We start from the raw sequence: 14,494 nt of genomic DNA, 5'->3' as shown, positions 1-14,494 counted from the left end.
ATGCGCGTGCCGTACGGCGGCGGAATCGGCGGCGTGGAGCACCACAGCGACTCGTCCGAGGCGTACTACATGGCGACTCCGGGGCTCCACGTCGTCACGCCCGCGACGGTCGACGATGCATACGGGCTGCTCAGGGCAGCGATCGCCTCCGACGACCCGGTGGTCTTCCTTGAGCCCAAGCGGCTGTACTGGTCGAAGGCCGAGTGGTCGCCGGACGCGCCGTCCGCGGTGGAGCCGATAGGCCGCGCCGTGGTGCGGCGGCCGGGGCGCAGCGCCACGCTGATCACGTACGGGCCTTCCGTGCCGGTCTGCATGGAGGCCGCCGAGGCGGCCGCGGCCGAGGGCTGGGATCTGGAAGTCGTCGATCTGCGCTCGCTCGTGCCCTTCGACGACGAGACGGTCTGCGCGTCCGTGCGGCGCACGGGCCGGGCGGTCGTCGTCCACGAGTCCACCGGTTTCGGCGGCCCAGGAGGGGAGATCGCCGCGCGGGTGACGGAGCGCTGCTTCCACCATCTGGAGGCTCCGGTGCTGCGGGTGGCCGGTTTCGACATTCCGTATCCGCCGCCGATGCTGGAGCGGCACCATCTGCCGGGAGTGGACCGGGTGCTGGACGCGGTCGCGCGGCTGCAGTGGGAGGCGGGGAGCTGATGGCTCAGGTGCTCGAATTCAAGCTGCCGGACCTCGGAGAGGGCCTGACCGAGGCGGAGATCGTCCGCTGGCTGGTGGCGGTGGGCGACGTCGTCGCGATCGACCAGCCCGTCGTCGAGGTCGAGACGGCCAAGGCGATGGTGGAGGTGCCGTGCCCCTACGGGGGCGTGGTGACCGCGCGTTTCGGCGAGGAAGGCACGGAACTTCCGGTCGGGGCACCGCTGTTGACGGTTGCGGTGGGGGCGGCGGATCTGGGCGGGGCCGGTGCCGACGGCTCCTCCGGCTCGCCCCGTACTGCTGAGGCCGCGGGCTCTTCCGGGGCCTCCGAGGAGTCGTCCGGCAATGTCCTCGTCGGCTATGGGACGGGTGCGCCCGCGGCCCGCCGTCGGCGGATCCGGCCTGCTGGGCCCCTCGCGTCCGTGACGGCGGCTGCACCCACGCCGGCGGCTGCACCCACGCCGGCGGCTGCACCCACGCCGGCGGCTGCACCCACGCCGGCGGCGGCTCACACGCCCGCCCCGGCACCGGTTGCGGCGCCCGAGAGGCACCAGGTGCACGTGGTGGCGGTCGCCGGTGCGGCGCAGAGCGGGCCCGTGCCCGTCATCTCGCCGCTCGTCCGGCGGCTTGCCCGTGAACACGGCCTCGATCTACGCCAGTTGGCCGGGTCCGGGCCTGACGGCCTGATCCTGCGCGCCGACGTCGAGTACGCGATGCGGGCCGCCGAGGCACCGGCCGCGCCCGCGCCTGTCGCGGCCCCCGCCTCCGCCCCGGCGCGCGGTGAGCGGATTCCGCTGCGCGGCGTACGCGGAGCCGTGGCCGACAAGCTGTCCCGCAGCCGGCGCGAGATACCGGACGCCACCTGCTGGGTCGACGCGGACGCCACCGAGCTGATGGCCGCCCGGGCCTCCATGAATGCGGCGGGCGGTCCGAAGATCTCGCTCCTCGCGCTGCTCGCCCGGATCTGTACGGCCGCGCTGGCCCGTCACCCGGAGCTCAACTCCACGGTGGACATGGAGGCCAGGGAGATCGTGCGCCTGCCCGAGGTGCATCTCGGCTTCGCGGCGCAGACCGAGCGTGGCCTGGTCGTCCCGGTCGTACGGGATGCGCACAGCCGCTCGGCCGAGTCGCTGAGCGCGGAGTTCGCGCGGCTGACGGAGGTGGCACGGCAGGGGACGCTGACTCCGGCCGATCTGACGGGCGGGACGTTCACCCTGAACAACTACGGGGTGTTCGGTGTCGACGGCTCCACGCCGATCATCAACCACCCGGAGGCGGCGATGCTCGGGGTCGGCCGGATCGTGCCGAAGCCGTGGGTCCACCAGGGCGAGCTGGCCGTACGCCAGGTCGTCCAGCTGTCGCTCACCTTCGACCACCGGGTCTGCGACGGTGGCACAGCCGGCGGCTTCCTGCGCTATGTCGCCGACTGTGTGGAGCATCCTTCCGTGCTGCTGCGCAGCCTGTAGGAACAACCGGAGCAGCAAGAGAGATCCACTCGGGGCTCCCCGCCCACGCGATCGCGGGCCCATACTTCAGCCATGACCGCGTATGACGCCATCGTGCTCGCCGGGGGTGCCGCGAAGCGGCTGGGCGGGGCCGACAAGCCTGCGGTGAGTGTGGGCGGGCGGGCCCTGCTCGACCGTGTGCTCGGGGCCTGCCGTGACGCGGGGCGCACCGTTGTCGTCGGCGGCCGCAGGGCCACCGCGCGCCCCGTCGTATGGGCGCGCGAGGAGCCCGCGGGCGGCGGGCCGCTCGCCGCGCTCGACGCCGGAGTGCGGCAGGTCGAGGCAGGCGCTGTCCTGGTGCTCTCGGCCGATCTCCCCTTTCTGGGGGAGCCGACCGTGCGGCAGCTGATCGGCACCCTCGGCACGAGCGGGCGCGAGGCTGCGCTGCTCACCGATGCGGGCGGACGCGACCAGCCCCTCGTCGCCGCCTACCGCACCGAACCACTGCGTCGTGAACTCGCCCTTCTCGCCACCGAGTACGGGAGTCTGACCGGGCTGCCGTTGCGTCTGCTGACGCAGGAACTGGACCTCGCCCGGATCGACGCGGAGCCGCTCGCCTCCTTCGACTGCGACACCTGGGAGGACATCTCCGCGGCACGGGCCCGTATCAGGGAGCATGGGAACGTGCTGGACGAATGGATCACCGCAATCAAGGACGAACTCGGCATCGAACTCGACGTCGACACCGGCGTCCTGCTCGACCTCGCCCGCGATGCCGCGCACGGCGTCGCCCGCCCCGCCGCACCCCTCACCACCTTCCTGGTGGGATATGCGGCGGCTCAGGCAGGCAGCGGCGGCCCGGCCGCGGTCGCCGAGGCCGCTCGCAAGGCGGCCGCGCTCGCGGCGCGCTGGGCGCAGGAGGCCGAGCAGGGCGCACCGGACACGCCGGAAGCCGGGCCCGCCAAGGCTTCCGGGCCTGCCGGGCCGGACAAGGGCGACGCCGGATGAACGGTCAGGACCAGGAGGCCGAGTCGGACGGCGTCGAGGAAGCCCTCGCGCTCGTCGGCCGCCAGACGCGGCAGGAACCCGCCCCCGGCTCAGCTCCTGGCTCGGCGCCCGGATCGGCGCCCGACCGCGCAGAGACTGGAGAGCCCGCGACGGCCCGGCACCGCGCGACGGGGTGGCCCGACGCCCGGGCCCTCGCCGCGCGTATCGGGCGCGACGCCCCGCCCCGTACCCGGCGGGTGCCCCTCGATCAGGCCCTCGGCCAGGTGCTCGCCGAGCCACTCGCCGCGCTCTGCGATCTGCCCTCCTTCGACACCTCCGCCATGGACGGCTGGGCCGTCGCAGGTCCCGGGCCATGGACCATCCGGAGCGGCGGCTCGATTCTCGCCGGGCACGGCGACGCCCCGCCGCTCCCCGACGGAGCCGCCGTACGGATCGCCACCGGCGCCCGTATCCCGCCCGAAGCCACCGCGGTGATCCGCAGCGAGCACGCCCGTACCGACGCGGACAAGGCCCAGCTGTACGCCGAGCGCGAGGTGGTCCACGGTCAGGACATCAGGCCGCGAGGACAGGAATGCCGGTCCGGCGACCAACTCCTGCCCGCCGCCTCCCTGGTGACGCCCGCAGTGCTGGGCCTCGCCGCGGCCGCGGGTTACGACGAACTGGTCACCGTTGCGCGCCCGCGCGTCGAAGTGCTCGTCCTCGGCGATGAGTTGCTCACCGATGGACTCCCCCACGAAGGCCTCATCCGCGACGCCCTCGGGCCGATGATCGGCCCCTGGCTCGGCGCCCTCGGCGTCGATGTCGTCGCCACCCGACGACTCGGGGACGACGCCGAAGCCCTCCACCGGGCCGTCACCACCTCCGAGGCCGACCTCATCGTCACCACCGGAGGCACGGCGGCGGGCCCGGTCGACCATGTCCACCCCGTCCTGCGGAAGGCGGGCGCCGAGCTGCTGGTGGACGGTGTCGCCGTGCGCCCCGGCCATCCGATGCTGCTGGCCCGGCTCGCGCCCCACGGCGGTCTGCCGTCGAGGCATCTGGTGGGACTGCCGGGCAATCCCCTGGCCGCCGTTTCCGGGCTGCTGACGCTCGCCGAGCCGCTGTTGCGCGGACTTGCGGGTCGGCCGGCGCCCGTTCCGTATCGCGCTCCCGTACGTGACGAGGTGCACGGGCACCCGTACGACACCCGCATTGTGCCCTTCGTCCATCGCGCCGACCGGCTGGTGCCGCTGCACTACAACGGCCCTGCAATGCTGCGCGGCATTGCAGCCGCCGACGGTCTGGCCGTCGTCCCGCCGGGCGGGGCGCGGGCAGGCGATGAGCTCGAGGTCCTCGATCTGCCGTGGGCCTCGTGGGCGCCTTCGATCGCCGACGAAGGCCGTTTCACGTGAAACTTCCCGGCCAGGACGCCATGGCCCGGCGCGCCGAGGAGCAGCTGGTCACCAGCCGGGTGAAACTCCCCCGCCGGGTCGTCGAGCGACCGATGCGGCAGGTCGCCAAACGGCTGCTCATGGCTTTGGGCGTGCTGTTTCTGACGGTGCTGATCGTCTGGTCGGACCACGAGGGCTACCACGACAACGCCGACGACTCCGTCGACTTCCTCGACTCGGTCTACTACGCGACGGTCACCCTCTCCACCACGGGATACGGCGACATCGTTCCGTACAGCGCAACTGCCCGGCTCACCAATGTGCTGCTGGTGACGCCGCTGCGTGTGCTCTTTCTGATCATCCTGGTCGGCACCACTCTCGAGGTCCTCACGGAACGGACCCGGGAGGAGTGGCGGCTGAACCGCTGGAGGCTTCGCTTGCGTGACCATACGGTCGTCGTCGGCTTCGGCACCAAGGGCCGGTCCGCGATTCAGACGCTGACCGCCACGGGCCTGAAGAAGGACCAGATCATTGTCGTCGACCCCGACAGCAAGGTCATCGAGGCGGCCAATGCCGAGGGCTTTGTAGGGGTCATCGGCGATGCCACCCGCAGTGATGTGCTGATCCGTGCCGAAGTACAGAGGGCTCGCCAGATCGTCATCGCGACGCAGCGCGACGACACGGCGGTGCTGGTCACGCTGACCGCGCGGCAGCTCAACCGTGGCGCGAAGATCGTTGCCGCGGTGCGGGAGGAGGAGAACGCGCCTCTGCTGAAGCAGTCCGGCGCCGATGCGGTGATCACGAGCGCGAGTGCGGCGGGGCGTCTGCTGGGTCTGTCCGTGCTCAGCCCCAGTGCGGGCACGGTGATGGAGGACCTGATCCAGCAGGGCAGCGGGCTCGACATCATTGAACGGCCGGTCATAAAGGCCGAGGTGGGGCGAGGTGTGCGGGAGACGGACGACTTGGTGGTGAGCGTGCTGCGCGGGCATCGTCTGATCGGTTACGACGATCCGGCCGCCAGTCCGCTGCAGTTGACGGACCGCCTGATCACGATCGTGCGCGCGGACGAGAGCAGAGGTGAGCTCGACCCGCAGCGGCCCTGAACAGCCGGTCGCGGAGTAGCCTCGCGCCCATGCATGCGATCACGATTCCCGAACCCGGTGGTCCCGAGGCGCTTGTCTGGGCCGAGGTGCCCGATCCCGTACCCGGCGAGGGAGAGGTCCTCGTCGAGGTCGTGGCCAGCGCCGTCAACCGTGCGGATCTGCTGCAGCGGCAGGGCTTTTACGACCCGCCGCCCGGCTCGTCCCCGTATCCCGGTCTCGAATGCTCGGGGCGCATTGCCGCCCTGGGGCCCGGCGTCTCCGGGTGGGCCGTCGGCGACGAGGTGTGCGCGCTGCTTGCCGGCGGCGGATACGCGGAGAAGGTCGCCGCGCCGGTGGGGCAGTTGCTGCCGGTGCCGCAGGGGATGGACCTGGTCACGGCGGCGGCGCTGCCCGAGGTGACCTCGACAGTGTGGTCGAACGTCTTCATGATCGCGCACCTGCGGCCGGGAGAGACACTGCTGGTGCACGGCGGCGCGAGCGGGATCGGCACGATGGCGATCCAGCTCGCCAAGGCGGTGGGGGCGCGGGTCGCCGTCACGGCCGGCGGGCCGGAGAAGCTGGCGCGCTGTGCGGAACTGGGCGCGGACATCCTCATCGACTACCGCGAGCAGGACTTCGTGGAGGAACTGCGCAAGGCGACGGAGGGGGCGGGGGCGGACGTCATCCTCGACATCGTCGGTGCGAAGTATCTGGACCGGAATGTGCAGGCGCTGGCGGTCAACGGCCGCCTGGCCGTGATCGGCCTGCAGGGCGGCGTCAAGGGCGAGTTGAACCTGGCGGCGCTGCTGGGCAAGCGGGCGGCGGTGACGGCGACGTCGCTGCGAGGGCGGCCACTGGGCGAGAAGGCATCGATCGTGGCGGCTGTGCGGGAGCATGTGTGGCCGCTGATCGAGGGGGGCCGGGTACGGGCGGTGGTGGACCGGAAGGTCGCGCTGGCGGATGCGGCGGAGGGGCACCGGGTGCTGGAGTCCGGGGCGAACGTGGGGAAGGTGCTGTTGGTGTCGCCCGCGGGTGGCTGACGGTGTGGGGGCCCCGCCCCTCGGGGCGTGGTCCGGCTCCGCCGGAGGTGGCCCACCCGCCCGCACTTGAGTACGGGGTACGCGCACCCCCGTGCCCCCTCAGCGCGCGGGCTTCGCCGCGCGGGCCGCCCGCGCTACGGACTTGGCGCCGGGGTCGCCGCGCGGCCGCCCACCGTCCTGGGCCGTGGCGCGTTCTTGCGCCGTACTCGCCAGGATCCGTGCACCCGCCAAGACGCGCCCGAGGCATCCCCCGCCTAGGCGGCCTCCAGGCAAAAGACCGGCGGGCCGGGTACCCCGTACCCCGACCCGCCGCGTCATGCCGAATCCCGCGAACTACAGATACGGGCCCGAGCGGATCGCGCCGTGCTGGCCGTCATCGTCATCGTCGTGGCTTGCTCCCGGCGGGAGTGCGCGGCGCATTTGTTCCAGTTGGGCGCGGGCCGCCATCTGCTGGGCGAACAGCGCCGTCTGGATGCCGTGGAAGAGGCCCTCCAGCCAGCCCACCAACTGGGCCTGCGCGATGCGCAGTTCGGCCTCGGAAGGGATCGCCTCGTCCGTGAAGGGGAGCGAGAGACGTTCGAGTTCCTCGACAAGTTCGGGGGCTAGGCCGTCCTCCAGTTCCTTGACCGAGCTGGCGTGGATTTCCTTGAGCCGGACCCGGCTCGCCTCGTCCAGAGGTGCTGCTCTGACTTCCTCCAGCAGCTGCTTGATCATGCTGCCGATGCGCATGACCTTGGCAGGCTGTTCGACCATCTCCGTCACCGGGACCTCGCGCGACTCGTCGTCACCGTCACCGCCGCCGAGTGCCATTCCGTCCTGTCCCACGACAAGGATGTGGGGGCTCTCCTGCGACCGTTCATTCCTCGGCATCTCCATGCCGCCATTCTCTCGCACGTGTGCATCACCACACGGTCTGCCCCCGTACGAGGGTGATCCACCCTCGTACGGGGGCACAAAACCGCTGGACACGCCCCGATCGGCGGAATTCGGCGGGATTCGGCCGTATACGCCGGTCAGGTCGCCTCGCGGCGGGACAACGCGCCCCGCGAGCGGGTCACCAGCGCCGCCAGGAGCGCCGCGCCCACCGGGACCGCGACGAGCAGCGCGGCCAGGGTTTCCCAGGGCACGATGATCGGCACGTACGGCACCGAGTCGACCGAGCTGAAGCCCTGGTCAAGCGCCTGCCGGTAGAACTTCATCTGCTCACGCTTCTCGGTGAGCCGCAGTCCGACCGCCGGCAGGACACCGGCTGCCGAGCCGAGCAGCACACCCATCGCGGCCACCACACCGCACTGGAACCCGCTGAGCGTCCTGCGCACCCGCGGCGGGGCGCCGACGGCGGCGAGTGTCTTCAGGTCGGCCTCCGCATCGGCCTGGGCGAGGCCCGTGGCGATACCGGCCGCGCCGATGGTGATCAGTCCGGCGAAGACGGTCAGTGCCAGCAGAACGATGCTGTTCTCGCTGGTGTAGCCCTCCTCGACATGGAGATTGATGTCCGAGCCGGTCTTGTCGAGCTCGCCGTCCAGCCGCTGGCGCTGCGCGCTGCTCGGCATCTTGTCGGTCGAGTAGTACGCCCCGAACGGCACCGTGGTCACACCCGCGGCCTTGGCAGCGGCAGGCGGCACGATCATGGCGACGCCGTAGGTATTGGGCAGGCCGGAGACCTGGTGCGCGGTGAACGACTTGATCGCGCCCGGCGCCTCCTTGCCCTTCTCCGCCGCCTCGTCGGCCTTCTTGGGGTCGGTCACCAGGCGGATGTTGATCTTGCCCTGGGCGTCGAGGTTGCGCTTGTCGAAGGAGACGATCTGCCCGGCCGCCAGCGCCTTCTCGGCCGCCGGGTCGTTGATCTCGAGCACCTTCAGCAGCTTCGCGTCAGCGATCGCCACGCCGGAGTCCAGGTACGAGGAACCCGAGACCTCCTTGCAGCGCCAGTCCTTCGCGAGCTTGCGACGCTGCTCCTTGCTGAACTTCTCCGAGGGGTCCTCGTTCGGATGGGCCGGGTCCGTCATCCACAGCGGGCACTGGTTGGCCTTGGGGACGACGATCTCGTAGCGGCCGCAGCCCTCCCCGCCGCTGTACATCGAGCAGGTGGACTTGCCGACCGAGATCCGGTCCACATCGGCCCGTACATCGATGGGCAGCAGCTTCTGGACGGTGGCGCGCACCGACGGGACGTCCCGGCCGCCGGCCTCGTCGAGCATCACGGAGACCGCGCCGTACGGCAGCCGTGCCTCGTAGTCGGCCTTGCCCTGGGCGTCCTGGCTCGCGGTGTAGGTCGCCACGGCCACCGTGCCGGCGACGGCGGCCAACACCGCGGCCACTGCGGGAGCCGTGCGGCCCCGGTTGCGTACCGCGTCACGCAGCGCGAGCCGCGGTGAGAGCGGCAGGATGCGTCCGGTCCGGCCGAACAGGCCCACCAGTGCGGGGGTCAGCGCGACCACGCCCAGTTCGGCGATGGCGCTGCCGCCGGCGACGACGATGAACTGGTCCGTCATCATCGAGCCGTAGAGCGCGATCGCCGCGCCCAGCAGGACCGCGATCAGGCCGATCACCGGCAGTACCCGGCTGCTCTTGCGTACGCCGCGACGGCCGGTGAGCGAGGCCAGCACGGACTGGCGGGAGGACGTGATCGCAGGGACGATCGCGGCCATCAGGCCCGTGAAGACGGCGAGCAGCCCGATGCCGAGCAGTTCCAGCGGCCGTACGTCGAAGCTGCCGAAGCGCTTGCCCATGTAGTCCTCGAGCACCGGCTGCAGCGCGAAGGTCAGCAGCAGGCCGAGCACCGTGCCGACCACGGCCGCGGCGAAACCGATCACCAGACCGCCGGCGAGGACGATGGCGCGGATATGGCGCCGGTCACCGCCGTTGGCGCCGACCAGGCCGAGCTGACGGCGCGAGCGGCGGGCGCCGACCGCGAAGGCGGGCCCTGCCAGCAGGCAGATCTCCAGCATGGCGAGGCCGACGACGGTCCCGACTGCGGCGAGCGCGGCTGCCTTGGCGGCCGTGCTGTCCTCGAAGGTGCCCCAGCCCTCTTCCTGGTAGATCGGAACGTCCGCCTTGGCGGGCGGGTCGAGGGCCACCGCACGCGAAGTGACCGTCACACCCTTGGTGTTGGTCTGCTTGACCATGTTCCACGTGAAACCACCGGAGACAGTCACCAGATGCGTGGTGGAGGGCTCGGTGCCGGGCAGCCCGGCCTTTTCGAGGGCCTGGTCGAGCGGCGCGAGAAGGGCGCCAGGCAGCGCGTTGACCTGGTCGGTCTTCAGCGCGTCAGGGAGCTCGTACGAGCCAACGATCGTGTACTCGCGGTCGAGACCCCGGGCCGTGAGCTTGGAGCCCACCTTCAGACCGCTGGACTCCAGGAAGTGCGTGGTTGCGGCGACCTCGTTGGACTTCTGAGGGAGGCGGCCACCGGCGACGACCATGATGCCCTTGGCCATCGGGTCCGAGGACTTCAGCTCGCGGATCTCGGTGTTCAGCAGGCCGTGCGTGGTGCGCAGCTTGCCCGAACCCACCGAGTCCGTCAGGGACTTGGCACCGGCAGGCAGCGCCTTGCCGATGTCGGTCTTGCCCTCGGGCCAGGGCTTTCCGTCGAAGTCCCCCACCGGCGTGTAGTTGGTGCCGTCGGGGGTCTGCTTGATGGGCACCCCGCCCAGACCGGGGTCGGTCAGCCGGGCGTCGGCGGCGCCGAGCGTGCGCTCGAGGCCCTGCTCGGTGGAGAGTTCGGCGCTGCGCAGGGTCAGATCCGCGGCGCTCACGCCGAGGATGGGGAGGGCGATCATCGCGAGGACGAGGAAGCTGCGTCCCTTGGAGCGCCAGGCGTCACGGCGGGCGATACGGATCGCGGCCCGCCAGGAGTGGTACCAACTGTTCACAGTTCGGCCGCCTGGCCCGAGAGCAGCGAGTCGGCCTGGCTGCGGATGGTCTGGTCGACGACCGCGCCGTCACGCAGGAAGACCACCCGGTCCGCCCATGCGGCGAAGCGCGGCTCGTGGGTGACGAGAATGCCGGCCGCGCCGCTGTCGCAGCGGGCGCGCAGCAGGGCGAGCACGGACTCGCCGGTCTCGGAGTCCAGGGCGCCGGTCGGCTCGTCGGCGAGGACGAGCCGCCGCTCGCCGACCAGGGCGCGGGCGATGGCCACGCGCTGTTGCTGGCCGCCCGACATCTCGTCCGGGAAGCGGTCGGCGAGATGACCGAGGTCCATCTCCTCCAGCGCGGTGACGGCCTCGGTCCGGGCCTTGCGTGCGGAGATGCCGTCCAGCTCGCGCGGCAGGGAGACGTTCTCGGCGGCGGTCAGCGCCGGGATGAGGTTGTAGTCCTGGAAGACATAGCCGATGCTGCGGCGGCGCAGGGCCGCGAGCGTCTTGCGGTCGGCGGTGGTGATGTCGGTGTTCTCGACGATCACCCGGCCCGAGGTGGGGGTGTCGAGACCGCCCGCGATGGTGAGCAGCGTGGACTTGCCGGAGCCCGACGGGCCCATGACGGCGACGAGTTCACCGGGGAAGACATCGAGGTTGATGCCGCGCAGGGCGTGCACCTCGGTGGCGCCGCTGCCGTGGACGCGGGTCAGTTCCTGGAGTTGCAGCACGGGCTGTTGTGACTGCTGTGGCTGCTGTGACGTGCGGTCGGACATGGGAAGGGTCCCCCCTTGGACGGGACGGCTCACGAGCGAGCAGCTGGAGCAAGCGGATGTACGGAGAGATCGAGAAAAGGTGGAGAGGTCGAGAGGTGAGCGAGAAGCCTGGGTGGTCTACGTCGGTGGTGCGGGGCGGCCCTGCGCCGACGAGGCGGGCCGGGCTGCGGACGCGGGCTGCGCCGGCGGCGAGATCAGAGACGCGGCCGTCGGGTGTTCGGCTCCCCGGCCGGCCGTTGCGGAGAGCCTGATGAGCCGGACCTCGCAGTGGTCGAGCCAGCGCGCTTCGGCCTCGGTCTGGAAGATCAGCTGCTCCAGAACGAGCAGCCATGCGACGTCGTCGCGCTCCTGCGAGCCCCCGTTCTCGATCGCGGCCAGTGCCTGCGCCTTGAGCCGGGTGTAGTCCTGCATCGCCTTCACGGTGTGGTGGCGCTGAGACTGGATGACGGTACGGATGTCCACGCCGGGCGCGCCCACAGCCATGGCGAGCTTGATGGCGAGCTCGTCACGGGGCGGGCTGCTGCGGTCCACGGGCGTCGCGAACCAGCTCTTCAGCTCCGCGTGCCCGGCCTCGGTGATGACATAGAGGGCGTGGCCGGCGTCGTCCTCGCCGCTCTGGGCGACCATGCCGTCGCGCTCCATGCGGTTGAGGGTCGTATAGACCTGACCGACGTTGAGCGGCCAGGTGGCACCGGTGCGTGACTCGAACTCCGTACGGAGCTGGGAGCCGTAGCGAGGGCCGTGCTCAAGGAGGGCGAGAAGCCCGTGACGGATGGACATACTCAGTATGTATACCGGGTATGCCGGGCGCGGGGAACCGTCAGCAGACGGAGTCTGTGCGTCCGTCTTGAGGATGACGGCAAGATCAACGACGCCGCAGCCGCAGCCCGAGGAAGCCGATTCCGAGCCCCATGAGCGCCATCCCGATCCCCAGGGACATCGGGGAAATCTGCTGCGCGATGGGCGCGGGGACGGCCTGAGGGGCCTGCTGACGTGCGGCGGCGGGTGCGGTGGGGCTCGGCGTGGGCGTCGGAGAGGCCGCCGCCTCGTCCTGCCCGTCCGTCGCGAGTTCCTCGTCCGCCGTAGGAGGGGGCTTCCGTGTGGAGGGTCGCGTACGGGGCGGGGTGGCCGGACCGGATCGTGATGCGGAAACGGACGCAGAGGGCGTCGCGGAGGGCGTGCGGGAGGGCGTACGGTCCGGGCGGTCCTCGCGGTCCGCTTGCCCGGGCTCGTCCCGGGACTCGTCCGTCCGGTGCGTCTGGGGCGTACGTCCCGGCCGGGGGCGACCCTCACCGGCGGGGCGGCCCGCGAGGGAAGCAGTGGCGGCAGGCGTGGCCGTCGGAGCGTGTTGGGGGGCCTCGGTCTCGTCGGCGTACGCAAGGGGCGTGGCCAGCAGCAGGAGCGAGGCGACCGTGATCGCACAGCGTGTGCGGAGCCCTGGAGTCACCGGGTGACCCCCTCCCGTGCCGAGTCCGAGATATCGGACTAAGCGTCACATGTCATGACTCTTACGGCATCCCGGATGAGGAGACAGGGTGAGGGGACGGGGTGAGGGAGCATGCAACGGCCCGGCACGCGACGTGCGTGCCGGGCCGTTTCCCGTGAAGCGATGAGGGAGCGATGAAGGGATGGAGCTCGGGCTAGCCGGCCTTGCCCGTGGAGATGGTGATCTCGAACTCCTGGCTCTTCGGCACCACGGCCTCGCCCGAACTCGGGAACTGCGAGATCACGGCGTCCTTGGCGTACTGAGGGTTGTCCTGCTCGGTCACCTTCCAGGTCCAGCCGGCTGCCCGCAGGCACTCCTTCACCGAGAGGAGGTCCTTGTAGAGGAGATTGGGCGCCTGGACCTTGGACGGGTCGGTGCCGTCCTCCGTCGCATCCGAGCACTCTGTCGTCTTGATGGTCCGCGTACGGTCCGGAGCCAGGCCGCCCCCGACGTCCGCCGACTCGCTCGAGCTCGGGTCACCGCCCGCGTTGTCCCCGCTGCCCGAGTCCTTGTTCAGCGCGATCGCCGTGATCAGGCCGCCGATCGCCAGCAGCGCGACCACGATCGAACCCACGATGACCGGCATGTTCCGCTTGCTGCCACCGCCACCCGGGCTCGTGGCCGTCGTCTGCGGCGCGATCGTGTACGGAGGCGGAGTCGAGGCCGCCGGGGCGGGCTGCTGATACGCGGGAGGGGGCGTGTGCGGGTAGCCGTACTGGGGCGCCGGGGCCGGCGTGGGCGCCGGAGTCGGCGGGCCGTACGGACCCGGCTGGTACGGCGTCTGCACGCTGTGCGGAGCCGGAGCGGGAGTCGACTGGTCCAGCGGCGGGAAGACAGCCGAACCCACCCCCGCGCCACTCGTCGACGGAGCACCGCCGATGATCACCGGCGCGCCCGTCTGTCCGGCGCCGGCCACCCGCGCGCACTCGTCGCGCATCGCGGCCGCGCTCGGGAAACGCTCGTTCGGGTTCTTCTTCAGCGCCCGTGCGACCAGCGCGTCCATCGCGGGAGTGACGGAGCGGTTGATCGTGGACGGTGCGACCGGCTCTTCCTGCACATGCGCGTACGCGATCGCCAGCGGCGAGTCCGCGTCGAAGGGGATACGGCCGGTCAGCAGCTGGAACAGCATGATGCCGACGGAGTAGAGGTCGGACCGCGCGTCCACCCCGCGCCCCAGCGCCTGCTCGGGCGACAGATACTGCGGCGTGCCGACCACCATGCCGGTCTGCGTCATCGAGGTGACGCCCGACTGCATGGCCCGTGCGATGCCGAAGTCCATGACCTTGACGACGCCGCGCTTGGTCATCATCACGTTGCCGGGCTTGATGTCGCGGTGGACCAGGCCCATCTCGTGGCTGGTCTCCAGCGCGGCCAGCACATCGGCCGTCACCTTCAGCGCCTTGTCGGCCGGCATCGCGCCGTACTGCGCGATGTCCGCCTGGAGTACGGAGCCGAGCGGCTGGCCCTCGACGTACTCCATGACGATGTACGGCATCAGCGAACCGTCGAGCTCGTCCTCGCCGGTGTCGAAGACCGACACGATGTTGGTGTGCGAGAGCTTGGCGACCGCCTGCGCCTCGCGGCGGAAGCGCTCACGGAAGGACTGCTCGCGTCCCAGTTCGGTGTGCAGCGTCTTGATGGCGACCTGGCGGTCGAGTGCCGAGTCGTATGCGAGATATACGGAGGCCATGCCGCCCTCGCCGAGCAGGTCGCGGAGCTGATAGCGCCCGCCGGCGACCGACCCTCCCGCATAGCGGCCCTGTGCGCCGTCCTGGCTCATGCTGT

The 14,494-nt window shown here is 71.2% G+C and carries 12 protein-coding genes; 6 read left to right on the top strand and 6 right to left on the bottom strand.

Annotated features, from left to right (window positions below; all coding sequences use genetic code 11):
* The 6 genes from ABZS64_RS04800 to ABZS64_RS04775 all read left to right on the top strand — a co-directional run.
* On the top strand, positions 1 to 648 hold a 648-nt coding region (locus tag ABZS64_RS04800), incomplete at its 5' end, for a transketolase C-terminal domain-containing protein (protein WP_355823134.1).
* Positions 648 to 2,111 (top strand): dihydrolipoamide acetyltransferase family protein, encoded by a 1,464-nt coding sequence (locus ABZS64_RS04795; RefSeq protein ID WP_355823131.1) that lies wholly within the window; start codon positions 648 to 650, stop codon positions 2,109 to 2,111. The genes ABZS64_RS04800 and ABZS64_RS04795, both read left to right, overlap by 1 nt.
* A 72-nt stretch (positions 2,112 to 2,183) precedes the next feature.
* Positions 2,184 to 3,098: an NTP transferase domain-containing protein gene (locus ABZS64_RS04790; protein ID WP_355823128.1), complete on the top strand. Its 915-nt coding sequence runs from the start codon at positions 2,184 to 2,186 to the stop codon at positions 3,096 to 3,098.
* Positions 3,095 to 4,489 carry a molybdopterin molybdotransferase MoeA gene (locus tag ABZS64_RS04785; protein WP_355823125.1) on the top strand — a complete coding sequence of 465 codons (1,395 nt, stop codon included), beginning with the start codon at positions 3,095 to 3,097 and terminating at the stop codon, positions 4,487 to 4,489. The genes ABZS64_RS04790 and ABZS64_RS04785 overlap by 4 nt, the downstream gene beginning before the upstream one ends.
* A gap of 20 nt (positions 4,490 to 4,509) precedes the next feature.
* Positions 4,510 to 5,571, top strand: a complete 1,062-nt coding sequence (locus ABZS64_RS04780; protein ID WP_355823426.1) for a potassium channel family protein — start codon at positions 4,510 to 4,512, stop codon at positions 5,569 to 5,571.
* Between the two features lie 29 nt (positions 5,572 to 5,600).
* Complete coding sequence (locus tag ABZS64_RS04775) at positions 5,601 to 6,590, top strand: NAD(P)H-quinone oxidoreductase (protein WP_355823122.1); 990 nt, start codon at positions 5,601 to 5,603, stop codon at positions 6,588 to 6,590.
* 333 nt (positions 6,591 to 6,923) lie between these two features.
* Here ABZS64_RS04775 and ABZS64_RS04770 read toward each other — a convergent pair whose 3' ends face one another.
* The 6 genes from ABZS64_RS04770 to ABZS64_RS04745 form a co-directional block, all read right to left on the bottom strand.
* Positions 6,924 to 7,466 carry a bacterial proteasome activator family protein gene (locus tag ABZS64_RS04770; RefSeq protein WP_355823119.1) on the bottom strand — a complete coding sequence of 181 codons (543 nt, stop codon included), beginning with the start codon at positions 7,464 to 7,466 and terminating at the stop codon, positions 6,924 to 6,926.
* A gap of 137 nt (positions 7,467 to 7,603) precedes the next feature.
* Positions 7,604 to 10,465, bottom strand: a complete 2,862-nt coding sequence (locus ABZS64_RS04765; RefSeq protein ID WP_355823117.1) for an ABC transporter permease — start codon at positions 10,463 to 10,465, stop codon at positions 7,604 to 7,606.
* The gene (locus tag ABZS64_RS04760; RefSeq protein WP_355823116.1) at positions 10,462 to 11,223 is read right to left on the bottom strand and encodes an ABC transporter ATP-binding protein; all 762 of its coding nucleotides are present in this window, start codon (positions 11,221 to 11,223) and stop codon (positions 10,462 to 10,464) included. Before ABZS64_RS04760 ends, ABZS64_RS04765 begins: the two co-directional genes overlap by 4 nt.
* A gap of 117 nt (positions 11,224 to 11,340) precedes the next feature.
* Positions 11,341 to 12,003, bottom strand: coding sequence for a PadR family transcriptional regulator (locus ABZS64_RS04755; protein ID WP_355823114.1), 663 nt, complete (start codon positions 12,001 to 12,003; stop codon positions 11,341 to 11,343).
* Between the two features lie 85 nt (positions 12,004 to 12,088).
* Positions 12,089 to 12,670: a hypothetical protein gene (locus tag ABZS64_RS04750; RefSeq protein WP_355823111.1), complete on the bottom strand. Its 582-nt coding sequence runs from the start codon at positions 12,668 to 12,670 to the stop codon at positions 12,089 to 12,091.
* A 193-nt stretch (positions 12,671 to 12,863) separates the two neighbouring features.
* A complete protein-coding gene (locus tag ABZS64_RS04745; RefSeq protein WP_355823108.1) occupies positions 12,864 to 14,489 on the bottom strand; it encodes a protein kinase in 1,626 nt (541 codons plus the stop codon).
* Positions 14,490 to 14,494 lie beyond the last annotated feature (5 nt).

It is taken from the genome of Streptomyces sp. NPDC005408, from assembly GCF_040606445.1.
GTDB lineage: Bacteria > Actinomycetota > Actinomycetes > Streptomycetales > Streptomycetaceae > Streptomyces.
The sequence above is the reverse complement of the archived record's forward strand: the minus strand, read 5'-3'. Positions and strand labels throughout refer to the sequence as shown.

What these genes read in the sequence shown, in the direction of transcription:
- ABZS64_RS04795 (WP_355823131.1), top strand. Translation starts at nt 648, where the DNA reads ATGGCTCAGGTGCTCGAATTCAAGCTGCCGGACCTCGGAGAGGGCCTG.
- ABZS64_RS04790 (WP_355823128.1), top strand. Translation starts at nt 2,184, where the DNA reads ATGACCGCGTATGACGCCATCGTGCTCGCCGGGGGTGCCGCGAAGCGG.
- ABZS64_RS04785 (WP_355823125.1), top strand. Translation starts at nt 3,095, where the DNA reads ATGAACGGTCAGGACCAGGAGGCCGAGTCGGACGGCGTCGAGGAAGCC.
- ABZS64_RS04780 (WP_355823426.1), top strand. Translation starts at nt 4,510, where the DNA reads ATGGCCCGGCGCGCCGAGGAGCAGCTGGTCACCAGCCGGGTGAAACTC.
- ABZS64_RS04775 (WP_355823122.1), top strand. Translation starts at nt 5,601, where the DNA reads ATGCATGCGATCACGATTCCCGAACCCGGTGGTCCCGAGGCGCTTGTC.
- ABZS64_RS04770 (WP_355823119.1), bottom strand. Translation starts at nt 7,466, where the DNA reads ATGGAGATGCCGAGGAATGAACGGTCGCAGGAGAGCCCCCACATCCTT.
- ABZS64_RS04760 (WP_355823116.1), bottom strand. Translation starts at nt 11,223, where the DNA reads ATGTCCGACCGCACGTCACAGCAGCCACAGCAGTCACAACAGCCCGTG.
- ABZS64_RS04755 (WP_355823114.1), bottom strand. Translation starts at nt 12,003, where the DNA reads ATGTCCATCCGTCACGGGCTTCTCGCCCTCCTTGAGCACGGCCCTCGC.
- ABZS64_RS04745 (WP_355823108.1), bottom strand. Translation starts at nt 14,489, where the DNA reads ATGAGCCAGGACGGCGCACAGGGCCGCTATGCGGGAGGGTCGGTCGCC.